The organism is Diaphorobacter aerolatus, from assembly GCF_014489535.1.
In the GTDB taxonomy this organism is placed as follows: Bacteria; Pseudomonadota; Gammaproteobacteria; order Burkholderiales; family Burkholderiaceae_C; genus Diaphorobacter_A; species Diaphorobacter_A aerolatus.
This window is the reverse complement of record NZ_CP060783.1, coordinates 3,838,134-3,861,260: the sequence shown is the minus strand read 5'-3', so window position 1 is coordinate 3,861,260 and position 23,127 is coordinate 3,838,134. Positions and strand designations below refer to the sequence as shown.

At 64.1% G+C, this 23,127-nt stretch carries 11 protein-coding genes and 3 pseudogenes; 4 read left to right on the top strand and 10 right to left on the bottom strand.

All coding sequences use genetic code 11. From position 1 onward, the window contains the following. Positions 1-6: 6 nt before the first annotated feature. The 4 genes and pseudogenes from H9K75_RS17915 (at position 7) to queF (ending at position 5,833) form a co-directional block, all read left to right on the top strand. Positions 7-3,156 (top strand): Rne/Rng family ribonuclease, encoded by a 3,150-nt coding sequence (locus H9K75_RS17915; protein ID WP_187723644.1) that lies wholly within the window; start codon positions 7-9, stop codon positions 3,154-3,156. Positions 3,157-3,232: 76 nt separating this feature from the next. Then, positions 3,233-4,014 (top strand): annotated as a pseudogene (gene yaaA / locus H9K75_RS17910) (peroxide stress protein YaaA). A 41-nt stretch (positions 4,015-4,055) separates the two neighbouring features. After that, positions 4,056-4,943, top strand: a complete 888-nt coding sequence (locus tag H9K75_RS17905; protein ID WP_187723643.1) for a 2OG-Fe(II) oxygenase — start codon at positions 4,056-4,058, stop codon at positions 4,941-4,943. A 35-nt stretch (positions 4,944-4,978) separates the two neighbouring features. Then, positions 4,979-5,833 (top strand): NADPH-dependent 7-cyano-7-deazaguanine reductase QueF, encoded by an 855-nt coding sequence (queF, locus tag H9K75_RS17900; protein WP_187723642.1) that lies wholly within the window; start codon positions 4,979-4,981, stop codon positions 5,831-5,833. A gap of 274 nt (positions 5,834-6,107) precedes the next feature. Here the strand turns inward: queF and dinB are convergent, their stop codons facing one another. The 10 genes and pseudogenes from dinB to H9K75_RS17850 form a co-directional block, all read right to left on the bottom strand. After that, positions 6,108-7,262, bottom strand: coding sequence for a DNA polymerase IV (gene dinB / locus H9K75_RS17895; protein WP_187726098.1), 1,155 nt, complete (start codon positions 7,260-7,262; stop codon positions 6,108-6,110). Between the two features lie 105 nt (positions 7,263-7,367). Continuing rightward, positions 7,368-8,327, bottom strand: a complete 960-nt coding sequence (locus H9K75_RS17890; protein WP_187723641.1) for a DMT family transporter — start codon at positions 8,325-8,327, stop codon at positions 7,368-7,370. 119 nt (positions 8,328-8,446) lie between these two features. Then, positions 8,447-8,902 (bottom strand): MaoC family dehydratase, encoded by a 456-nt coding sequence (locus H9K75_RS17885; protein ID WP_187723640.1) that lies wholly within the window; start codon positions 8,900-8,902, stop codon positions 8,447-8,449. Between the two features lie 156 nt (positions 8,903-9,058). Next, positions 9,059-10,147, bottom strand: coding sequence for a YidB family protein (locus H9K75_RS17880; RefSeq protein ID WP_187723639.1), 1,089 nt, complete (start codon positions 10,145-10,147; stop codon positions 9,059-9,061). 246 nt (positions 10,148-10,393) lie between these two features. Beyond that, the gene (locus tag H9K75_RS17875) at positions 10,394-11,572 is read right to left on the bottom strand and encodes an alpha-hydroxy acid oxidase (protein ID WP_187723638.1); all 1,179 of its coding nucleotides are present in this window, start codon (positions 11,570-11,572) and stop codon (positions 10,394-10,396) included. A gap of 88 nt (positions 11,573-11,660) precedes the next feature. Next, positions 11,661-12,521 carry a DMT family transporter gene (locus H9K75_RS17870; RefSeq protein ID WP_187723637.1) on the bottom strand — a complete coding sequence of 287 codons (861 nt, stop codon included), beginning with the start codon at positions 12,519-12,521 and terminating at the stop codon, positions 11,661-11,663. Positions 12,522-12,681: 160 nt separating this feature from the next. Then, positions 12,682-14,951 (bottom strand): annotated as a pseudogene (pbpC, locus tag H9K75_RS17865) (penicillin-binding protein 1C). Between the two features lie 516 nt (positions 14,952-15,467). Further along, the gene (locus tag H9K75_RS17860; protein ID WP_187723636.1) at positions 15,468-16,343 is read right to left on the bottom strand and encodes a methylglyoxal synthase; all 876 of its coding nucleotides are present in this window, start codon (positions 16,341-16,343) and stop codon (positions 15,468-15,470) included. A 215-nt stretch (positions 16,344-16,558) separates the two neighbouring features. Further along, entirely contained in the window at positions 16,559-16,930 is a 372-nt protein-coding gene (locus H9K75_RS17855; protein WP_187723635.1) for a cupin domain-containing protein, read from the bottom strand. A gap of 86 nt (positions 16,931-17,016) precedes the next feature. Next, a pseudogene (locus tag H9K75_RS17850) lies at positions 17,017-23,014 on the bottom strand (alpha-2-macroglobulin family protein). Positions 23,015-23,127: the final 113 nt, after the last annotated feature.

Sequence of the window (23,127 nt, the reverse complement as noted above, 5' to 3'; positions counted from 1 at the left end):
CGCATCATGAAACGGATGCTCATCAACGCCACGCAGCCTGAAGAACGCCGCCTGGCCATCGTCGACGGCCAGAAGCTGCTGGACTACGAAATCGAAATCGAGGGACGCGAACAACGCAAGGGCAACATCTACAAGGCGGTCGTGACGCGCGTGGAACCGTCGCTCGAAGCCTGCTTCGTGGACTACGGCGAAGACCGTCACGGCTTCCTGCCCTTCAAGGAAATCTCCAAGCAATATTTCGCCGAAGGCGTATCGCCCAGCCAGGCCAAGATCCAGGACGTGATCAGGGAAGGCCAGGAACTCATCGTTCAGGTTGAAAAGGAAGAGCGCGGCAACAAGGGCGCGGCGCTCACCACGTTCATCTCGCTGGCTGGCCGCTATGTCGTGCTGATGCCCAACAACCCGCGCGGCGGTGGCGTTTCACGCCGCATCGAGGGCGAGGACCGCGCTGAACTCAAGGAGGCGATGGACCAGCTTGAGTATCCCAAGGGCATGTCGATCATCGCGCGCACCGCCGGCATCGGCCGCACCGCGCCCGAACTGCAGTGGGACCTGAACTATCTGCTCAAGCTGTGGAACGCCGTGGACGGCGCAGCCAAGTCGGGCCGTGGCGCGTTCCTGATCTATCAGGAATCGAGCCTCGTGATCCGCGCGATCCGCGACTATTTCAATGGCGACATCGGCGACATCCTGATCGATACCGACGACATCTTCGAGCAGGCGCACCAGTTCATGGCGCACGTGATGCCCGAGCATGCGAACAAGGTCAAGCGCTACCGTGACGATGCGCCGCTGTTCAGCCGCTTCCAGATCGAGCACCAGATCGAATCGGCGTATTCGCGCACCGTGACCCTGCCCTCGGGCGGCGCCGTGGTCATCGACCACACCGAAGCGCTGGTCTCCGTGGACGTGAACTCGGCCCGCGCCATCAAAGGCGGCGACATCGAGGAAACCGCCACCCGCACCAATCTCGAAGCCGCCGACGAAGTGGCCCGCCAGATGCGCCTGCGCGATCTCGGTGGCCTGATCGTCATCGACTTCATCGACATGGAAGAGTCGAAGAACCGCCGCGAGGTCGAAAACCGCCTGCGCGACGCGCTGCGCCAGGACCGTGCGCGCGTGCAATTCGGCTCGATCAGCAAGTTCGGCCTGATGGAGATGAGCCGCCAGCGCCTGAAGCCTGCGCTCTCCGAAGGCGCGCACATCAACTGCCCGCGTTGCGGCGGCTCCGGCCACATCCGCGACACGGAAAGCTCGGCGCTGCAGATCCTGCGCATCATCCAGGAAGAGTCCATGAAGGACAACACCGCCGCCGTGCACTGCCAGGTGCCGGTGGAAGTGGCCTCGTTCCTGCTCAACGAAAAGCGCACCGAAATCGCCAAGATTGAACTCAAGCAGCGCGTGAACGTGCTGATGATTCCGAACAAGTCGCTTGAAACGCCGCACTACAAGCTCGAACGCCTGAAGCACGACGATCCGCGCCTCGAAGACCTGCAATCCAGCTACCAGCTCGCCGAAGAGGTGGAAGACCAGACCAAGGTGACGCGTCGCTCGCAGGAGCCGACCAACAAGCAGACCCCGGTGATCAAGGGTGTGCTGCCCGATGCACCGGCCCCGCAGGTCGAGCCTCGTCCCGATGCGGCCGCGCGCGCCGCTGCCCGCACGGCAGGTCAGCAGCAGCCACGCGCTGGCGCAGCCGCACCGGCTCCCGCGCCCACACCGGCACCCGCTCCCGCAGCAGCAGCGCCTGTACGTCCGCAGGAAATGGGCTTCATCGCCTGGATCAAGAGCGTGCTCGGCTTTGGACCGGCACCGGCGCCCGCGCCCGTGCCGGCTCCCGTCGCCGCACCAGCCACGGCCCCTGCCGGAGAAACCCGCGAGCCGCGCCGCGAAGGTCGCGAAGGCGGTCGTAACAACAACGACCGTCGTCGCGGCGGTGAGCGCAACGGAAACCGTGACGGCAATCGCAACGAAGCTGCCAACGGCGAGTCGCGTGGCGAGGGCCGGAGTGGCCGACGCAACGAACGCAATGACCGCAACGGCGAGCCCCGCCAGCCACGCGAAGGCGGCGAAGGCCGCAACGATGGCCGCCGTGGCGAGCGTTCGGAAGGCGAGAACAACCGTCGCGATGCGCGCGGCGGTCGTGATCGCAATAACAACAACGGCAATGAGCAGCGCAACGCGAACAGCATCCCCGTCGTGGACGCCTCGGCTCCGGCCGGTGTGCAGCCGGACGATGCATCCGCGATGGGCAATGATCGTCCGCGCCGTGAGCGTGGTGATCGCGGCCCGCGCCGTGAACGTGGTGAGCGCGCCCCGCGCACCATCGACGCCAACGCAACGGCTCCGTCCGCCGAGGCGCAGGCCTTGCTGCCCATGCCCAATATCGATCTGTCGCTGCCCAATGACGGCGCCGAGGCCGATGCAGGCGTGAACGCAGACGGCACGCAGGCAACCAGCACCGCCTTTGACGGCGAACGCCGCGAGCGCCGCTCACGTGACCGCTATGGCCGTGATCGCCGGGGTCGCAACAACACCGGTGCGGAAGCAGGCCAGGACGCAGGTGCGCCGACGCAGGATGCCGATACCCAGCAGGCGGTCATCGCCCTGCCCGCGGAACCGGCACAGACCAACGATATGGGCGAAGAGCCCGCGCGCCGCAGCTACTTCTCGCAGACGACCACCGCAGTCGCTGCGGCGGTAGCCGTCGTCGAGCCCGTGGTGCAGGCCGCGCCAGCACCTCAGGCACCGGTCCCGGCACCTGAGGTCGCAACACCCGCCACCATCGTGGTGTCGCCGTCGGCAGAAGCCATCGTCGTGCCGGTCGAGAAGCCCGTGGCGGCTGCGACCTCCGCGCCGGTAGTGGCCGACGCCGGCATGCCGCGTGTGGGCAGCTACGCTCTGCCGCTGCAATCGCTGAGCGAACTCGCCCAGGCATCGGGCCTGCAGTGGGTGAATTCCGACGCCGATAAGATCGCTGCCGTGCAGGCCGCCATTGCCGCCGAGCCCAAGCCGGTCCATGTGCCGCGCGAGCGTCCTGCGGCCGTGGTGATCGACGAAGGCCCGCTGGTGCTGGTCGAAACGCGCCGCGATCTGAGTGAGCTGCGCCTGCCGTTCGATATCGATCAGCAGCAACAACAACAGCAGCAGCAATAAGGGCCGGTTGGCTCCCTACGATACGGCCCATTTCCGGGCCGTATTCATTTGCAGATTTGAAAGCGAGAATTCAGGCATGTTGTTTCTTCTGTCCCCGCCAAGTCGCTCGATTACGAAACACCGCTGGCCGCCGGGCTGCCCCATACGCTGCCGCAGTTTGTGCCCGATTCCCGCCAACTCATCGACGTGCTCAAGCAGAAATCGCCGCAGGAAATCGCCTCGCTGATGCACCTCAGCGACGCCCTCGCAGGGCTGAACGTGGCCCGCTATGCGGCGTGGCGACCAAAGTTCACGGCCAAGAATTCACGTCAGGCGGTGATGGCGTTCAACGGCGACGTGTACGAAGGCTTGCAGGCGCACAGCCTGAGCCAGGACAGCCTGCAATGGGCGCAGGACCATGTGGCGATTCTGAGCGGGCTCTATGGCGTTCTCCGACCGCTCGACCGCATGCAGCCCTATCGCCTCGAAATGGGCACGCGCCTCGCCACGGACGCCGGTACCACGCTCTACCAGTTCTGGGGCAAGCGCATTGCCGAATACCTGAACAAGCGGCTGCGGGCCGACACCACGCCGGTCGTGGTGAATCTGGCGTCACAGGAGTATTTCAAATCGGTGGACCTGAAGGCGCTCAACGCGCGCGTGATCGAGTGCGCATTCGAAGACTACAAGAGCGGCCAGTACAAGATCATCAGTTTCTACGCCAAGCGCGCACGCGGGCTGATGGCGCGCTACGCCATCGAAAACCGGGTCGCAACCCCACACCAGCTCGAAGGTTTCAATCTGGAGGGCTATGCTTTGCACTCCGGTTCATCTTCGCCCGAGCGCCTGGTGTTTCGACGCCGGCTCGCGGAAATTTGAGAAAGCAACTCCAGCCACCATCTCGAAGGAATCTCTGCACCATGCCCTCCCCATCGAGCGCCAAGACCCGTGCATCCGCCTCGCAGCAACCGATTACGCCGGAGCTGCGCCAGTGGATCATTGCCCAGGCGCAGGCCGGCCATACCGCGCCCACGCTGCTCAAATCGATGACCGAATCGGGCTGGAAAGAAGACGTCGCCGTCAATGCGCTCGAAGCGGTTCTGCGTGATCACCTCAATGCCGTGGCCGTTCAGAACGGGGAACCCGAGGGCACACCCGTTCCCGAGCCGCAACTTGACGATTCGCCGCTGTTCATCGACGTCGGTGATCGTCAGGTCGAGGTGCTGCTCGAAGTGGCCCACCCGCGCATCGTGCTGTTCGGCAACCTGCTCTCGCGCGAGGAATGCGAAGCGCTGATGGCAGCCGCCACGCCGCGCATGGCGCGCTCCAAAACGGTGGAGACCCAGACCGGCGGCGAAGAGGTCAATGAAAGCCGCACCAGCGAGGGCATGTTCTTTCAGCGCGGCGAGAACGAGATCGTGAAGAAGCTTGAGGCGCGCATCGCCAGGCTTGTGAACTGGCCTCTTGAAAACGGCGAAGGCCTGCAAATCCTGCGCTACGGCCCGGGAGCGGAGTACAAGCCGCACTACGATTTTTTCGATCCCGGCGAGCCCGGCACGGCCACCATCGTCAAGCGCGGCGGGCAGCGCGTGGGCACGCTGGTGATATACCTGAACAATCCCGTCAAGGGCGGTGGCACGGTGTTCCCGGACATCCACCTCGAAGTCGGCCCGCGCCAGGGCAACGCGGTGTTCTTCAGCTACGAGCGCCCGCACGCCAGCACCAAAACGCTGCACGGCGGCTCGCCCGTCGTCGAAGGCGAGAAATGGATCGCCACCAAGTGGCTAAGACAAGGCGAGTTTGTTTGAACCAGCAGGCCGCCACACTGCTTCCAACCCTGGATATGAAATCTTCTCCCGAACAATCGCCGCTCGGCAAGGCGTCTGCCTATGCCGATCAGTACGACGCCACGCTGCTGTTTCCCATCGCGCGCGAGACCAAGCGCAAGGAGATCGGCATCGTTGACGCGGCGGCACCTCCGTTCTTTGGCGCCGACCTGTGGACCGCCTATGAGGTCTCATGGCTCAATGCCAGGGGCAAGCCGCAGGTCGCGCTCGCGCACTTCACGATTCCGTGCGAGAGCCCGAACATCGTCGAGAGCAAGTCCTTCAAGCTCTATCTGAACAGCTTCAACAACAGCCGCTTTTCGAGCATCGAGGAAGTGCGCGACGCCATTCGCGCCGACGTCAGCGAGGCCGTCTGGCGCGGCAGCGACACGCCGCGCACCATCGGCGTGAAGCTGGTGCCCGCCGAGAATTTCGAACAGGAAAAAATGGGCGAGCTTCAGGGGTTGCTGCTGGATCGACTCGACATCGAGTGCGACCGGTACACCCCCGATCCCACCCTGCTCACAGCCCGCCACGACGAGACCCCGGTGAGCGAGGAACTGGTGAGCCATCTGCTCAAGAGCAATTGCCTCGTGACGGGGCAGCCCGATTGGGGCAGCGTGCAGATCAGCTACAGCGGAGCGCAGATCGACCAGGAAGGCCTGCTCAAATACCTCATCAGCTTTCGCAACCACAACGAGTTTCACGAGCAATGCGTCGAGCGGATATTCATGGATATCTGGAGCCGTTGCAAGCCGATCAAGTTGTCGGTGTATGCGCGGTATACGCGGCGTGGGGGACTGGACATCAATCCGTTGCGCACGAGTGCGCCGCAGGCGTTGCCTCGGAATTTGAGGAACGCGAGGCAATGAATGGCGGGGGGCTCAGCGGGTGCTGAGGGGACTTTTGGGGCTCCGTTGCTGGGCGGGGTATTCAGCGATTATCGGAATTTGATTCCCGGGGCCGGGACTGCCCCGGCGGCGCACTAACTTTTTGGTCTTGCCCAAAAAGTCACCAAAAACGCGCTTGAGATACCTGCGGCAGAACTCACTGCGAGCCCTTCGGGCTCTTCGTTCGGACAACCGCCGCAAGTCAGTGGGATTCGGGGAGGTGTAGGCGGCACTTCGCGTTGCTCGCGCCTGTTTTTTAGAACAGGGAGGCGTTTTCGCCGCTTTTTTCCGTGGATTGCGCCTGTTCCTGCGGCAGCAGATTTCCCACTCGCACGCCCAGCAGGCGCAGGCGTTTTTGCAGCGGTACGCGTTTCAGGCATTGGCCTGCAATGCGCCTGATGGTGGCGGCGTCCTGCGTGTAGAGGTCGATGGTCTGGTCGCGTGTGGCGATCTTGAAGTCGTCGTAGCGCAGTTTGATGCCGATGGTGCGGCCCGCGTAGCCTTTGCGTTGCAGGTCGGCTGCCACCTGCATGCACAGTTCGGTAAATACGCGTCCCAGTTCTGCCTTGTCCTGCACGGCGTGCAGATCGCGGTCGAAGGTGGTTTCTCGGCTCATGGAGACGGGTTCGCTTTCGGTCACCACAGGTCGCTCGTCCCTGCCCCAGGCGGTGTCGTGCAGCCATGCGCCGTAGCTTTTGCCGAAGTTCGCAATCAGCCAGTCGCGCGGTTTCGCTGCAAGCTGGCCGATGGTTTCGATTTCGTGCTGTTTGAGCCGCGCATCTGCCTTCGGGCCGACGCCGTTGATCTTGCGGCAGGACAGCGGCCAGATCATGGTTTCGAGATCGCCTTCGTGCACGATGGAAATGCCGTTGGGCTTGTTGAACTCGCTGGCCATCTTGGCGATCAGCTTGTTGGGCGCGACGCCGATGGAGCAGGTCAGACCGGTGGCGTCCTGGATGGTCTTTTGCAGCAGCCGCGCCAACACCCTGCCCCCTTCGCGCTGGCCGCCGGGCACCTCGGTGAAATCGATGTAGACCTCGTCCACGCCGCGATCTTCCATGCGCGGCGCAATCGACAGGATGATGTCCTTGAACTGCCGCGAGAACTTGCGGTATTGCGCAAAATCCACGGGCAGCATGATCGCCTGCGGGCACAGCCTGGCGGCCTTCATCATCCCCATCGCCGAGCCCACGCCGAACTGGCGCGCGGCATAGGTGGCCGTGGTGATCACGCCGCGCCCGACATAGTCCTTGAGCAGCGGGAACTCCGCCACCGGAATGTCCGCGAGCCGCTCACCGTACTTGACCACCAGCGCATCATCTTCCGACCGGCGAGCCCCGCCGATGATCACCGGCAGGCCCTTCAACTGCGGGTAGCGCAGCAGTTCGACGGACGCATAGAACGCGTCCATATCGAGATGGGCAATGCGGCGGAGAAGGGGCGTTGGAGCGCTGCTGGTAACGGTCACGGACGCTATTGTTGCCGCAATGGCAAGCGCCGTTCAACACAGGGGAAATCAGTTGCCGAAGAGGCAGATCAGCACCAGGCCGATCATCACCAGGGTGATGCCGATCTTCTCGGGTCGCGAGAACGATTCGCTGAATACCTTGCGCGAGACGATGTAGCTGAAAACCACCTCGACCATGCCCAGCGTCCTGACCGATGCGGCGCTCTGCATGGCGTAGGCGGTGAACCATGCAAGCGACGCGGCCGCGCCCATGGAGCCCGCAAGCATCGATATCTTCCATGCGCGCATGAGCGGCGCCAGTCCACGCTCGGTCCTGAACTGCACCCACGCGCCCAGGCCGACGGACTGCATGGCCTGCGCGAACAGCACGCCCCATGCGCCCGAAAGCCAGGGCGTTTCGGCGTTCAGCTCAAGTGCCGCACCACGAAATCCGATGCTGGCAATCGCAAAGCATGCGCCGCACGCGAGACCATACATCGCCGATCTGCTGAACCACGCGGACAGCGAGAACAATTGCCCGCGCGGCGGCAGCGACAGCAGAAACACACCGACGGTGGCCAGCACCATGGCGAACAGCGCCCAAGCGGTGGGCAGCTCGTGCAGAAAGATCGCGCCAAACAGCGCCACCTGCAGCACCTCGGTCTTGGACAGCGTGATCGCCACCGCGAAGTTGCGCTCCTTCATCGCCATCAGCAACGCCGCCGTGGCCGCCACCTGAAAAAATGCCCCCAGCGCAATCCAGCCGAAGTAGGCACCGCTCATGTGCGGCACGGCGGGTGCCTGGTCCGGAACCACGTAGAGCAGCCACAGAAAAAGCGCGGCGAATGGAAGCCCGTACAGGAAGCGCACGAGCGTGGCAGACAGCGTGCCCAGTTCGGCCGTGAGCGAACGCTGGGCCGAATTGCGCACGGTCTGAGCGAGCGCCGCGAACAACACGACGGGCACCCACAGCCAGGCATACCCGGTCAACACGGAAGTGGCTTGCTGAGCGGCGGACACGGAGGACATGGATCGATTTCAAAAAGCAGAGTGCGCGCGCCAGCGGCGCAAGCGAAGCCGCAAGCATAGCGGCGCACACCGCGCCTGGCCGCGCTCGATGGCGAGGGCAGCCTCTCCCGCGCAAGATGTCAGGATGCCGGGCGCTTGAACGCGAGCAGCCTCGGGATGAAGCTCTGCACCACCTCTCCGCGCTGGTTCCTGGTTTCACAGCGAATGCGCACGATGGCGCGGTCCGGCTTGGAGCGCGACGGAATGATTTCGAGGATCTCCGACTCCAGATGCAGCACGTCGCCGGGCCGCGTCGGGCGTGGCCAGCTCAACTCTTCCACACCGGCTCCTATGACGCCCGCTGACATCGGCAGGCTCTGCACCACGAGCTTCATCGTGATCGATGCGGTATGCCATCCACTGGCGGCCAGCCCCTCAAAGAACGTGTTCTTCGCCAGCTCGGCATCCGTGTGGAACACCTGCGGATCGAACTCGCGCGCGTAGGCGACGATCTGCGCCTCATCGAGCGCATGCTCCGCGCTCACGAATTTCTGGCCGACGTGGATGTCATCAAGATACAGAAGCGGTTTCACCATGGTCTCCGATTTGTCATGAAGGGAATGCCGATCATTATTCTGGAAATCGGGCCAGGGCCCGTTCACAGCGGTCGGAGCAAAACCAGTCGTCGAAACCCGTTTCCCCAAAAGCAAAGCCGCCTTGCGGCGGCCTTGCTGTGACGTCGAGCGCGGTGATTACTTGCGGATCATCACGTCCACGCGACGCGAAGCGGCGTTGGTCGCTCCGGTGTCGGTGGTCTCGGCGGGCTTCTCGAGCACGGTACGGTCGGCAGGAACGCCGGCAGCCACCAGGGCGGATTGCACGGCCTCAGCACGTTGCTTGGACAGCTCGGCGTTCTTGGCCGGATCGCCCGTAGGATCGTTGAAGCCGGAGATCACGGCCTTCACGTCGGCGTTGGCCTTCAGGTAATCGACGAATGCCTTGGACTTGGCACCGAATTCGGAAGCAACTTCGGTCTTGCCGGTATCGAAGAACACGCGCAGCAGCGGCATGTCTTGCGCCATGCTGTCAAGCACGGCGGCACCCGCAGGCGCTGTGTCGGTAGCGGACGAAGGTGCAGGAACTGCGGCTTCGCTGGCAACGGGTGCTGGCATCGGAGCGGGCTCAGACGCGGGTGCCGCAGGCGCTGGAGCCGGTGCGGACGCGGCCGGCACTTCAGCAGGCGCTGGCGCGTCGGTCTTCTTCTTGGCGCAGTAGTTGATGCCGAAGAGAATGATCAGCGCACCGATGATCCATGGCAGCCATTTGGCCAGGCCACCGGAACTGCTTGCAGCCGCGACTGGAGCCGTGGTGGCGACCGGGGGCACCGTGGATGCGGCCGCCGTACCGAGCAGCGCCGGACCCAGCAGTCCGCGGCCACCTTCGGCCAAGGTTGCAATTTCAGCGGGCAAGACCGCTGGCACCGTGCCGCCGGGTGTGAGATAGCCGATCAGCCTGGGCAGCAAGGCGCCCACGACGGACACGACCTTTTCGCGCGACAGGTCGAGACGGGAAACGATGGCCGACAGCATTCCGCCGCCAGTGCCGGAACCGAAGATCGATTCCACCTGCGAATTGCTGGGCACTTCAGGGTTTGATGTATTGCCGAGCCAGCTCTGCACCATGCCGTCGAGCCCGTCGGAGCGCAAGCGCTGCAACAAGCCGGTGATGCCGCCGGTTGCGGGGTTGGTGACATAGGCCAGAAGCATTTGCGCAATTGATCGCGCCTGATCTCCGCCGACGCCAAAACGCGTGCCAATCTCTCGAATCAGGTTTTCCAACATGTCCGTACTCCTCTATATGGGTTGGTTACCGCCAAGGCTCGGCCTAACGGATCGGTGCAAGTGTGGGAGCTGACGCGAAAACGGACTGTAGGACGGCAGCTTGCTGCGTGCTTGCTACGTAAATCAATGCAAATTTCCCGCGCCAAACAAACAAAAGGAAACAAAACAGGCACAGAAAGCCACACGAAGCAAATGATGTGGCGTCTTTTTTCTGTTTTTTATCGACGGTGCAGGCAATCACCCCAATCAATACTGCGGCGTGTCCTTGGTCGGGAAGGTTCCGGGCAGCAGGATGTCGGTGTTCACGTTGTGGATGTGGGTGTGGCCACAGAACGCCATGGTCACGTCAAGCTCCTTGTGCAGTATCTCCAGCGCCCGCGTCACGCCCGCCTCTCCGAAGGCTCCAAGACCGTAGGCCATCGCGCGCCCGATCATCGTGCCGCGCGCGCCCAGCGCCCAGGCCTTGAGCACGTCCTGTCCGCCGCGTATGCCGCTGTCCATCCACACCTCGATCTGGTTGCCGACCGCATCGACGATGGCGGGCAGCGCGTGAATCGAAGACGGCGCGCCGTCAAGCTGACGGCCGCCGTGGTTGCTCACGACGATGGCGTCGGCACCGCTGTGCACGGCCAGTCGTGCATCTTCGACGTCCATGATGCCCTTGAGAATCAGCTTGCCTTCCCACTGCTGGCGCACCCAGGCAACATCGGTCCAGGACAGGCGCGGATCGAACTGCTCGTTGGTCCACGCGGCGAGCGAACTCATGTCGCTCACGCCCTTCACATGCCCCACCAGGTTGCGGAAGGTGCGGCGCTGGGTCCCCGCCATGGCAAGGCACCAGCGCGGCTTGGTCATGAGGTTGATGATGTTCGCGACGGTGGGTCTCGGGGGCGCGGTCAGGCCGTTGCGAATGTCCTTGTGGCGCTGGCCGATCACCTGCAGGTCGAGCGTGAGCACCAGAGCGCTGCATTTGGCGGCGCGGGCGCGGTCGATCATGCGTGCCATCGATTCACGGTCGCGCATCATGTAGAGCTGAAACCAGAACGGTGCGCTGGTGTTCTCGGCAATGTCCTCGATGGAGCAGATGCTCATCGTCGAAAGCGTGAAGGGAATGCCGAATTTCTCTGCGGCCCGCGCGGCGTGGATCTCCCCGTCCGCGTGCTGCATGCCGGTCAGCCCCACGGGCGCAATCGCCACCGGCATCTTCGCCTTTTGCCCGGCCATGGCCACCTCGGTGCTGCGCCCTTCCATGTTCACGGCCACGCGCTGGCGCAGCTTGATCTTCTCGAAATCCGTCGTGTTGGCGCGATAGGTGGTCTCGGTCCACGAGCCGGAGTCCGCATAGTCGTAGAACATGCGCGGCACGCGCTGTTCGGCGACCTCACGCAGGTCTTCGATGCAGGTCATTTTGGAGAGTTCGGGCATGGCGGTGGTCTCATCTGGGATTTCGCCGATGGTAGCGCTCCCTCCCGCGGCACGGTTTGAAGCCTTCTGCGGGTCGTTTGAATTTTTTTCAGCGCCGTGCCAGCGCCACCCCGACAATCGCCAGCGCGAAGCCCAGCAATTGCATGGCGACCATGGTTTCGCCGAAGAAGAACCAGCCCTGCACTGCGGAAAGCGGCGGCACCGCCAGCAGCAGCGCGGTGGTGCGCGTGGCCTCGCCACGGCGCATGAGCCAGATGAGCAGGCTCGTGCCGGCGACCGACAGCGCCAGCACCGCATAGGCAAGATAGCCCCAGAGCGCAGGAGAGTTGTCCCAGAACGGCTTGCCGAAGATGAGCGCCATGACGATCAGAACGATCACCGCGCCCAGGTTCTGCACCGCCCCGGCTGTGCGCAGATCGCTCGCGGCAAGCGGTGATTTCTGCACCATCGAGCCCACGGTCAACGACAGAATGCTGCCCGCCGCAATCAACACCACGGGCAGGGACAGCGCCGAGGCGTCCGCCGCCGCCAGTCGCGGCCAGAGCACCAGCGCCACGCCGCCAAAGCCCAGCGCCAGCCCCAGCCACGTCGTGCCCGACAGTCGCTTGTGCAGCACCAGCACGGCGATCAACGCGGTGAACAAGGGTTGCAACGCGCCGATCAGCGCCATGATGCCCGCCGGCATGCCCTGCGACATCGCCCACCAGCTCGGGCCGAGATAAAAGCCGCTCATGAGCGCGCCCGCCAGCAGGTGCAGCCCCACCCTTCGCGCGCCCTTGGGCCACGGCACGCGCGCCCACCATGCGGCCAGCGTGAACACCACGCACACCAGCGAAAATCGCAGGGCGAGAAACCAGAACGGATCGGCATGCGCCGCGACGCCGCGCCCCACCAGAAAACCGGATGACCAGATCAGGACGAACAGGAGCGGAGCCAGGATATGCGGCACGGTGCGATGGAATGGTTTGTTATGGAGGCCACGCGGATCGCAACGTCGCGCCGCACCACGGTGGCTACGCGTTGTCTGTGAACGCTCGATCACTCGCTATTTTTTCAACGCGATGGTACAGGCAATGCGCGAATCATGCAGGCGGCGCATGCGCGGCGAGTCAGGGCTTGCGCACCCCTGCGCCGCGCACTTCGACGGCAGTCTCGTCGAGCACCGCGCCCTTGGCATCGATCAGTTCCACCTTGTAGCGGCCCGGCCAGGGCAGCCAGGCCAGTCTGGCGCCGCGCCCCTGCTCCTTGCCGTTGAACAGCCAGCGCGCGCCCTCGGGCGCATCGGTCGCGATGAAATGCATGCGCTGGCGGGCGGGCGGAATGTCGGGGTCGAGCGCGACAATCGTTCCCGAGACCGGCGAGAGAATCCGCGCGGGCATGCCTTCGTGGGGGCCACCGTTGCCCTGGTCTTTCTGGCCTGCGTTGTGGTGCTTGCTGCCGTCGCCTGCCGCGTCTGGGCCGACGATTCCACCGCGTCGATGGCAAACAGCGTCTGCTCGGTACCGCGCACAAACCATTCCTCGCGCGGGCTCTCAAGCCAGTTGCCCGAGGTATCGAGCGCGCCGAACTGCACGCGGGTCTTCACCACACTCGCGGGCGGTGCCGGGACAAGGTTGCGCTGGTTGCGGTGCAGCCAGACCATGAGTTCCGCCCAGATCGGCGCCGCGCCGCTGGTGCCACTCACGTCGTGCATGGGCGCTCCACTGGCATTACCCACCCACACGCCGATGGTGTAGCGCTGCGACCAGCCCAGCGCCCAGTTGTCGCGCATGTCCTTGCTGGTGCCGGTCTTCACCGCCGTCCAGAAGCGCGTATTGAGCACGCTGTCCGTGCCGAAGGTGCGCACCCGGGCATTGGTGTCCGAGAGCATGTCGCCCACGATGAAGGCCGCACCCTCGTCGATCACCTGTCTGGAGGCAGCCTGCGCCGCAGCGCTGGCGGCAGGCGCGGTCTGCATCGCAACGCCCGACCAGCGCCCGCCGTTGGCGAGCGTCCGGTATCCATTGGTCAGGTACAGAAGCGGAATTTCCGCACTGCCGAGCGCGAGGCTGTAGCCGTAGTAGCCACCCGATTCGCGCAGCGGCATGCCGAGCGCGCGCAATTGTTCATGAAAGCGGTCCGTGCCCACCATCACCAGCGTGCGCACCGCGGGCACATTGAGCGAGGCCGCAAGCGCGGTGCGCGCGGACACCCAGCCCTTGAAATGGCGGTCGTAATTCTGCGGAATGTAGAGACCATTGGCGGTCGGAATATAGGCTGGCGAATCCTCGATCAGCGAGGCTGCCGTCAGGCGCTTCTCGGCAATCGCCTCGGCATAAAGAAACGGCTTGAGCGTGGAGCCCGGCTGTCGCCACGCGAGCACGCCGTCCACCTCGGACGCCTGACTCAACATGCCCGACGATCCCACCCAGGCGAGCACCTCGCCGGTGGCGTTGTCGAGCACGACGATGGCCCCATCCTCCACGTTGCGACCACGCAGCTCGCGCAGATGACGATTGAGCGTCTCCACCGCCACGCGCTGCAATGGCGCGCTGATGCTGGATCGCACCTGCGCCGACGGCGTTTTCGCGCCCTGGCTTTTCAACTGCGCAAGCAACTGCCGCGCGTAGTGCGGCGCAATGCCTTCGCTCGGATCGAATGCGCGCCGCTGCAATGCTCCCGTCGTGAACAGGTCGAGCGCATCGCAGCTCGTGGCCTGCGACTTTCGCATGTCGCGAAGCACCCCGCAGGCGCGTTGCGCCACCTGCGCGGGCCTGGCATTGGGCGCGCGAACCAGCGCAGCCGCGACCGCCGCCTCGCGTTCATCGAGACCGTGCGGGGCCTTGTCGAACAGGCTGCGTGACAGCGCGTCGATGCCCACGAGTTCGCCGCGAAACGGCACGAGATTCAGATAGGCCTCGAGAATCTGGTCCTTGCGCCAGCGCCGGTCCAGCACCTGCGCGGCCACGGCCTGACCCAGCTTCTGCGCCACGCTGCGCCCACCCGGTCCCTGCCGCCAATCGCCATCGAGCAGCCCGGCCAACTGCATGGTGATGGTGCTCGCTCCGCGCGTGCGCTGATTCCAGAGATTGCCCCACGCGGCGGACGACGCGGCGCTCCAGTCCACGCCGCTGTGTTCGAAAAACCGCTTGTCCTCGCTGAGTACGAGCGCGGTGCGAAGCGCGGGCGAGACATCCTGAAGCCCGATCCACTGGCCGCGACGCACCGTGGCATCGGTGCGCATGCGCTGGATCGTCTCGCCCTCGCGCGACAGCACCAGCGTCTCGGAGGACCGAAAATCCTGCAGCACCTCATCGAAGCTCGGCAAGGCGCTTGCCTGCTGACTGAACGCCAGCGTTCCCACGGCCACCAGCCACGCTAGCGGTGCACGCGGGTGCATCCGTCCCAATGCGGCAACGAAGTTATCGACCAGCCCGGAATTCATGAACGAAGGGGTGAGTGAAAGGCAAAAGAGGGGTTGCGGTATTCAGGCAGCGGCTCAACGCATCCAGGCATTGGCCCCATGCGCACGCTGCGGGGAAAATTCATTATCCAACAAGGTCATTGCAACCCCGTCCCCTCGGCCGCTGAAGGCACCGGATACGGTGTATGGAACGTCAGTCGCCATCACGTATTCGGTCGGCTCCGCAGATCGCCGCGCCCGCCGTTTCAGATACCCATGTCCTGCATGCCGTATCGAAAAACCGTGGCACCGCATCACCATCGACCTGCGACATTGCCCGTCCCGAAAATCAGCGCTGGCGCTCCGGCAATTGGCCCAATGCGCAACGCACTGGAACTTCAGCGCTGAGCGGTACATCGGCAGTCACCGGCTTCGTGGTGTTCGCGTTGCTTCGCTTCAGCACCGCCAATGTAGCCCAGCCGAATGACGGTTGCGTGACACGCACGAATCGGATCATGCGCGCACGGCACGCAGCAGCGCCGCATCGCACCAGCGCTGCGCGATGTGCGGCGCGGTCACGCACACGGCCTCATGCGTCACGGTGGTCACGGCGCGCTCCAGCAGTTGGATGTCCGCCTCATGCTGGCGTGCCACATGCGGGTCTTCAAAGAAAATCGCGCGCTGGCAGCGCCGATCCAGCACCAGATCGGCAATCTGCGCATCCCCGCCGAGCGGGCCGCTGTTGAAGCGGTAGACCCATTCCTGATCCAGAGGCCAGCCCCTGCTCCACGCAAGCTCGTTGAGCCGCTGCCCGGTCGTCCCCGTTCCCACGCGCCTCGCAAATCGCGACAACAACTCGAAGTTGCGACCGGCGAACTCCAGCATCGTCGGCTTGAGCGCATCGTGGGCGATCAGCGCGATGGTCTGTCTTTCGAAATCATGCAGGCGATCGGCCTGCGGATTGCGCGCAAGCCCGGCGTGGATGCGCTCCATCTCAAGCCAGTCCCGCGCACTCGCCACGGTCGAAAGAAACGGCTTCGCATGAATGAGGCACTGGCGCTTGAGCGCGAGCGCCTCTGGAAAAATCGACGATGGATCGACCGGATCGATGAAATAGATCGCCCCATCGAGCGTGCGCCCAGCCTCGGGCATCCCCACCACCTCGGCCACCAGCTTCATCAACCCGCCCCGGCTGCCATGCGGATAGCGCACAAGCGGCGCATAGTGCTGCAACATCCCGGTCTGCGTGATCGCGTCATACGTGCGCCCCACCGCATGAAAACCGATCTTCAATTCGCGAATCCCGGACTCTGCCTGACGCAGGAATTCAAACAGCGCTCCTTCGGCATGGTGGTGGTGCAAACGATTGGCAGCGAGACCGAGCAGCATGGCTATGGGATTTTTTCCGAGGTGGTGATCACTTATTCGAGCATGGACCTGTGGTGGTCTCGATGAAATCGCGATGGACATTGCGCATGGCTCGACGGTCCTTCAACGACTCGTACCGAGGGCCTGGAAATGCGAGAAAATTCGCCGCTAGGCGCGGCTCTCGCAGTCCGACCCTTCGCAGTCATTCAGACTCTGACAAATCATGCTTAGCGAGTTCATACCGGACGCAACTGCTCAGTCAAGGAGCGAGTCTTTTCGGTCAATTCCGTACCAGTGTGCAAAGTGGACTTGCGCTCGATTAGCATGATCTGGCACTCATCTTCCGCGACCGGATTGTGACGAACACCCTTGGGAACGATGAACATCTCGCCTTCACCAAGTTCAACCGCACTACCCTCCAGTTCTATGCGCAAACGGCCTTTGAGTACAAGAAACATCTCGTCCTCGTTTTCGTGGCTATGCCATGTCAAGGAACCGTGAACTTTTGCGACCTTGATATAGGAATCGTCGACTTCGCCAACTACCCGTGGAGACCAAAGCTCCGTGAGGGACGCTGCAATTTGCTTTGGGGAAACGATGTTCGGCATGTTCTTTCCTGCGGTCTGTCTGGATATAGGCGATAAAGCCGACTTCAAAGCCCCTCACGGCGATCCTCAAAGTCGGCTTCATAACCCTACTTCCCTCCCACCACCTTCACATTCGCGTTCGGAGACTCGCCGAACATTTCGGGGCATAGAGGGCCTCCACGCGGCTCGGAGGCAGGGAAAATTCGCCTGCGTTGTTCAGGCGCACGGTGTACTCCATGCTGATCGAGCCCTTGGGGATGTACTGGTAGTAGCTGCGGAAGGATTCGAAGCTGCGCTCCTCGAATGCGGGCCAGGCCCAGCCCTCGCGCTTTTCGCCCTGGGTTGCGATCTCGGAATCGCGGCCGAGGCCGCCGCCGAGAATGGTGGCACCGGCCGGAATCGGATCGGTGATCGCCACCCAGGTCATGTCGGCGCTGGCGTTGACTTCGAGCTTCACGCGCAGCACGTCACCGCGCGAGTAGGTGTTTGCGGGCAGCGATTTATCGGCCTGCTCGACCGGCGTGACGGTCTTCTTGATCGCATAGCCCGCCGCGAATGGCTCTTTCAGGCGGATGGCGGCAACGGACTGCACGGTCAGCCACGGCTTGCCGCTGCCGACCTGCGTGACGTTCAGGTTTTCGGGCGCTGGCGTCCACGGCAGGAACATGGTGTTGTTGCGGAAGTTGCCGGGCGTCACCGGCGCGCCGAACCAGGTGGTCTGATGCATCGCGCCACCCGCGTCGCTGGCCTTCACGCGCTCGACCTTGCTCCAATCGACGAGTGCCGAGTTCGCACCCAGCGTGGCCTTGGTGAAGCCTGCGACCGGAATCGACTCATGCACCGCGCTGAATTTCTCGAGCGCCAGACCGCCCCAGAAGTTCGCCGACGTGGTGTGCCATGCGCCGTTCTGCTGGCGCTGGATGAAGCCGTTGGCGATGCGCCCGATGTCGTCCTTCCATGCAGGATCGTTCATCACGGCGATCAGCAGTCGCGCCATGTTGACGTCGCCGTTCTGCATCAGCCACCACCAGTAGTCGTCGCGCTCGGTGCTGAAGATCGCCTTGGTGCCCTGGAACGACAGCCGAGCGCGCAGGATTTGCGTGGCTTCGGCGATTTTCTTGTCGCGCTCTGGAATGTCCTTCATGCGCTGCAACACCATGAACCAGTCGATCACCGAATGCGTGGGCCACTGGTTGGGCGAGATGCTGATGCTGGTGAGCATGCGCGGCGTGGCCTTGCCGTAGCGCGAGAGCGCTTCCACGGCAGCCATCTTGCGCATGTCGAGGTCCTTGCGCGGACTCCAGAACTCGCGCTGGAGGCGGCCTTCCACGAACGCGGTCAGGCCGCGCACCATGTTGTCGAACGACTCGGGCGGCAGCGTGAATTCGGGATGCAGACCCGATGCCTCGTTGGCTGCCGACAGCACGTAAGCGGTCAGCGTATCGCTGCCCCGATTGCTGTCGCCGGAACGCGGCGGGAAGTACAGCGCGAGGCCGTCGTTGTCCAGATAGGTCGGCAACTGCGACATGACCGACTGCCACATCGCACCATCGCGCAGGCCCACGGATTTGCTGGTCTTTTGCTCAAGGCAGATGAATGGATAGTTGATCCACCAGTCGCGCACCGCTGGCAGCCCCTCGGCAAGCCTTGGCTGTAGCGCCAGCTTGATGCCGCCGCGGCCCGCAATCGCATCGGCCGGTGGCGCAACGCTCATCGCGACGCTGCCATCGACCTGCATCAGCGTGCCCTGTTGCACCGTGAGCGGAATCGCCGGAATCAACTTCTGCGTCACCTTGAGTGCATCGCGTGCGCCAGCGGTCAGGTCACGCGCCTCGATCTCCCACATCAGCGCCTGCGCGCGGGTCTGCGCAAGTTGCGCGGGCGCGGTCACGTTCCACGAAATTTCCCGCGAATCGTTGGCAGGAATTTCAACGGTCTGCTTGTCGAGGTTGAGCAGCGCGGCGCGCGGCGTGACCTCGACCTTCATCGGGTTCTTGGTGGTGTTGCGCAGCGTGATCATCGCGCGGAACTGGTCGTCCTCGCGCACCAGGGGCGGCAGGCCGCTGATGATCTGCAGATCCTGCGTCGCGCGGATCTGCGTGCTGCCGGTACCGAACATGGCCACGCCCGCGTCGGCCACGGCGACGATGCGGAACGTCGTCAGCGCATCGTTGAGCGGCACCTCGACCTTGGCCTGTCCGTTGGCGTCGAGCTGGATCGAGGGCTTCCACAGAAGCAGCGTGTCGAGCAGCTCGCGCGCCTGCAGATTGCCGCCGCCGCCACCTGCGGGAACGGCCTTCTTGCCGTAGTGCCTGCGGCCAATGATTTCCATCTGCGCGGTGGACGTCTCCACGCCCCAGGAGCGGCGCTGCAGCATGGCTTCGAGCAGGTTCCAACTGGTGTTGGGCTTGAGCGCGAGCAGCGCCTCATCGACCGCCGCCAGCGCAATCTCCGCACCCGCGGCCGGTTTGCCGTCGGGCAGCGTGGCCTGAATCGTCACCTGCGCCTTGCCGCGCACCGGGTAGCTTTCCTTGTCGGCCACCACCTTCACGTCGATCTGGTGGCCCTTGGTGCCCACGCGCAGTTCGGCCATGCCGAAGCGGTAGGCGGGCTTGGACAGGTCGACCATCGCCGTGGGCGCTACGTATTCCTTGCCTTCGTACCAGAACGCGTTCCACCATTCGCGTGGTGCCTTGAAGCCCCAGGTAAAGAAGCTGTACCACGGCACTTCGCGCAGGCGTCCGCGCAGCACGAACACACTCACGTAGACGTTGGGCCCCCAGGCTTCCTGAATCTTGAGGTGCAGCGTCGGGTCTTGGCCGTTGAGCTTCACGACCTCGGAACTCAGAATGCCCTCGCGCTCGACCGTCACCAGCGCGGTGGCGTAGCGGAACGGCATGCGCACCTGCAACTGCGCGGTCTCGCCGGGCTGGTAGCTCTTCTTCTCGGGCAGCACGTCGATGCGGTCATGGTCTTCGCCACCAAACCAGAGTTCGCCCTGACGCGTCACCCACACGGTGGCAGCGGCCAGCGATTCGTTGCCGTCCTTGTCGCGCGCCTTGGCGATCAGCTCAACCTCACCGGCCTCGGCGATCTTCGATTCGCACAACAGCAAGCCACGGTTGTCGGTCTTGCCGGTGCAGATCGTGCCCAGGTCCTTGGTCTCGGTCTTGTTGTCATAGCTGTAGAAGCCGCCCACCATGCGCTTGCGGCTGGTGGTGGTGATGCGGGCCACGGCCTGCACTTCCACGGGCACGTCGGCCTGCGCCTTGCCGTCCAGCGACAGCGCGAGCGCCTGGAATTTCATCTTGCTCGATGCCGACACCCAGCCCTCGGTCCTGATGCCTGCGATCACCGCCGCGGGCCAGAGGGTCTGCGTGCTGCGCAGCGTCTGCACTTCGCCGTTCGGATCGGCGTAGGTCGCCTCCAGCACCATGTCCTGCGGCACTCGCGACTGCGGCAGCTTGTCGATGGTGACCGTGCCGCTGCCCTTGGCGTCGAGCGTCACGGGCAGCTTGTCGGCAATGACGCGGTTGTCCTGCGACGAACTGGCCTCTTCGTTGTCGCCCTCGCCACCGGGCGTGGCGTCGCGCTTGCGCGGTGGCTGGAAGCTGAACATCTCGAAGTCGCCAAATGACAGCGACTTGTCGCGCAGCATCGCCGACACGCGTGTCGGCAACCGCGCCGCCGGGCCACCGGAGACGTAGTTGATCTGCACACTCACCGGCACCGAACGTGCCCGCACCAGCGGCTTCTTGTCGGTGGGCTGGATGCGGCCATCGAACACCGGCAGACGGAATTCCTCGACGCGGAACGAGCCGGAGGAAAAGCCCCGCTCGCGACTCTTGCCAGCGGTCCGGAGTTCGACGCCGTACTCGCCGAGCTTGGCTGCCGGCGGTATCTTGAAGCTGCTTTCGGCGCTCAGCCCGCCGCTCGCCGTCTTGCGCCATTGCAGCTCTTCGGTGAATTGCTGGCCGCTGCCGTAGTGCGTGATGACCAGCGTGGCCGGAGTCCCATCGGGCAGGCCAAAGCCCTTCATGTTCTGCGTGCGCAGATAGTGCTTCATCGACACGGTCTCGCCGGCGCGCAGCAGCGTGCGATCAAACACCGTGTGCGCGATCTGGTCGGGATCGGGCTCGCTGCTCGTGGGCACGTTGAAGCGCCATGGCTCGATGCCGCGCTGCCAGTCGGTCCAGGTGAAGGCCATGTCCTCCACGCCGTCTGCCCCTTGGCGCGCGCACTGACGAAATAGGCGTTGCTGTAGAAATCGCTGTCGCTGCACTTGTCCGGCTGCGAAGACAGGTCGGCGAACGTGGCAATGCCCTTGTCGTTGGTCGTCGCATGCGCCAGCTCGCGCCCGTCGCAGGCGGATACGCGCACGATGGCACCGGGCACGACCTGACCCTTGTCGAGCGTGGTCACCCAGGCCTCGGAATTTTCGCGGCCGAGCTTGAAGTGCACGGCCAGGTTCGTCACCAGCGCCGAGGTGCGCACGTACATCGGACGGTTCTCGCCCAACTCTTCGCTCAGCAGCGCCTTGCCAAGCATCGGCGAAGCGATCTCGACCACATGGAAACCCAGCGGCAACGGAATGCCGACGACCTCGAAGGGGCGCGGATCATTGCCTGCGGACTTCGGCACATCGAGCGTCTTCACATTGCCCTGCCCGCCGAGCAGCGAGACTGCGCGCGTCTGCACGATGGCTTCGCGCTCGTTGCCCTCGCCTTCGAGCCGCTTGGGCAGTGCGCCCTTCACATCGAGGCTGGCAATCTTGCGCGATACCGACCACTCGTTGTATTGCAGCACCTTGCGATACCAGCGGATGATTTCCGCGTCCGTGCCCGGCTTGAGGGTGCTGACCCGGGAGGGCTGATCTTTCGCGAGCCTGGCGGCAGCGCCCGCATCGAGGCCGCTTGCGGACAGCGCCTGTTCGACGTTGCGCAAGGTCACCGGCAAGAGCACCGGACCATCGGGGCCTTCGGCAAAGCGCTCGACGATGCCGAACGGCGACGCCGCGAACTTGGCGAGCGGTGGCATCTGACCGGCCGAGACCGCGAGTGGGAAGTTCGATGCGTTGTCGAGCGCACGACCCGAAGCATCCTCAAAGCCCTTGGGCAACTCGAGCGTGAACTTGGCGCCGGGAGTGAACGGCGCGTTGAACTGCAGGTTGGTCACGACGGAGTCCGCATCGGCGGAATCGCTGCCAAGATCGGGCTTCACCGAGCCTGCCGAGGATTTCAGGCGAACGCCCTCGGCCAGCTTGCGCGCGACAGGTGCATTGAACACCAGTCGCATCGGCCGGATCGGCAGGCAGCCCGTCTGAGCGTTCTCACGCTCGCAGGTGAACTCGGCATGAAACGGCTCGCGCACCTTGTACGCGAAGCGCTTTTCCTGCGTGTTCTGCACGCCGCTCGGCGTGGCCACGCCCTTGCCGAACACGATCTGCATGTCCACACCCGAGGACAGCCGACGGTTGCAGGCCATGGTCACGTAGCTGAGCGGATCGCGCGCGGAATCCCTCTCCATGCCCTGGGCCTTGAGCAGTTCCTCGCGCTGCTTGCCTTCGATGAGGCGCACCGGAATGCGCTCGCCCACGCCGCCTGCCACGCACCACACGTTCTGGCGGATGCTCTCCAGCGTCGCGCCGCCATTCAGCGCCAGCGTGAAGAACTGTTCCTCGTCGATGGACTGGTAACTGCCTGGCTGGATATGGCGCACGAACGGCCCGCCGGTGCTGAACTGGTAGGACTTCGGTCCGCTGATTTCCGCATCGCCCGGTGACTTGAAACCGGCCTTGAGCGTGGCGGTGCAGCGCACGCCCGGCGGCAGGTCCCTGGCAAAGTCATACACCCATTCGCGGTCGCCGGTCCAGCGCCCCGTGCCCTTGCCCGCCTCCGCGTTGTCGCAGGAAACCGTGAGCGGCGCGGTGGCCTTGGGATCGCCGAAGCGCACGGCCGCCGTGTCGAACTTGGCGACCAGTTGCCGCACGCGGGCCACTTCGCCCTGCGGTGACAGACTGGAAATGGTCAATGCCTGCGCCGTGCCGGTCGCCAGCAGTGCCAGTGTCAGGATTGCTCCACGAAAGCGCGTAGTGCCTGTTGTCATGTAGGAATTCTCGATAAGCCAGGGAAATGCCGCAGCGGATGGATCTCCTCCAGTCCGTCCGTTCGGCATCGCGAGCGATGTCCCTGATTGTGCCGTGTGCGCGAGTCAGCGCG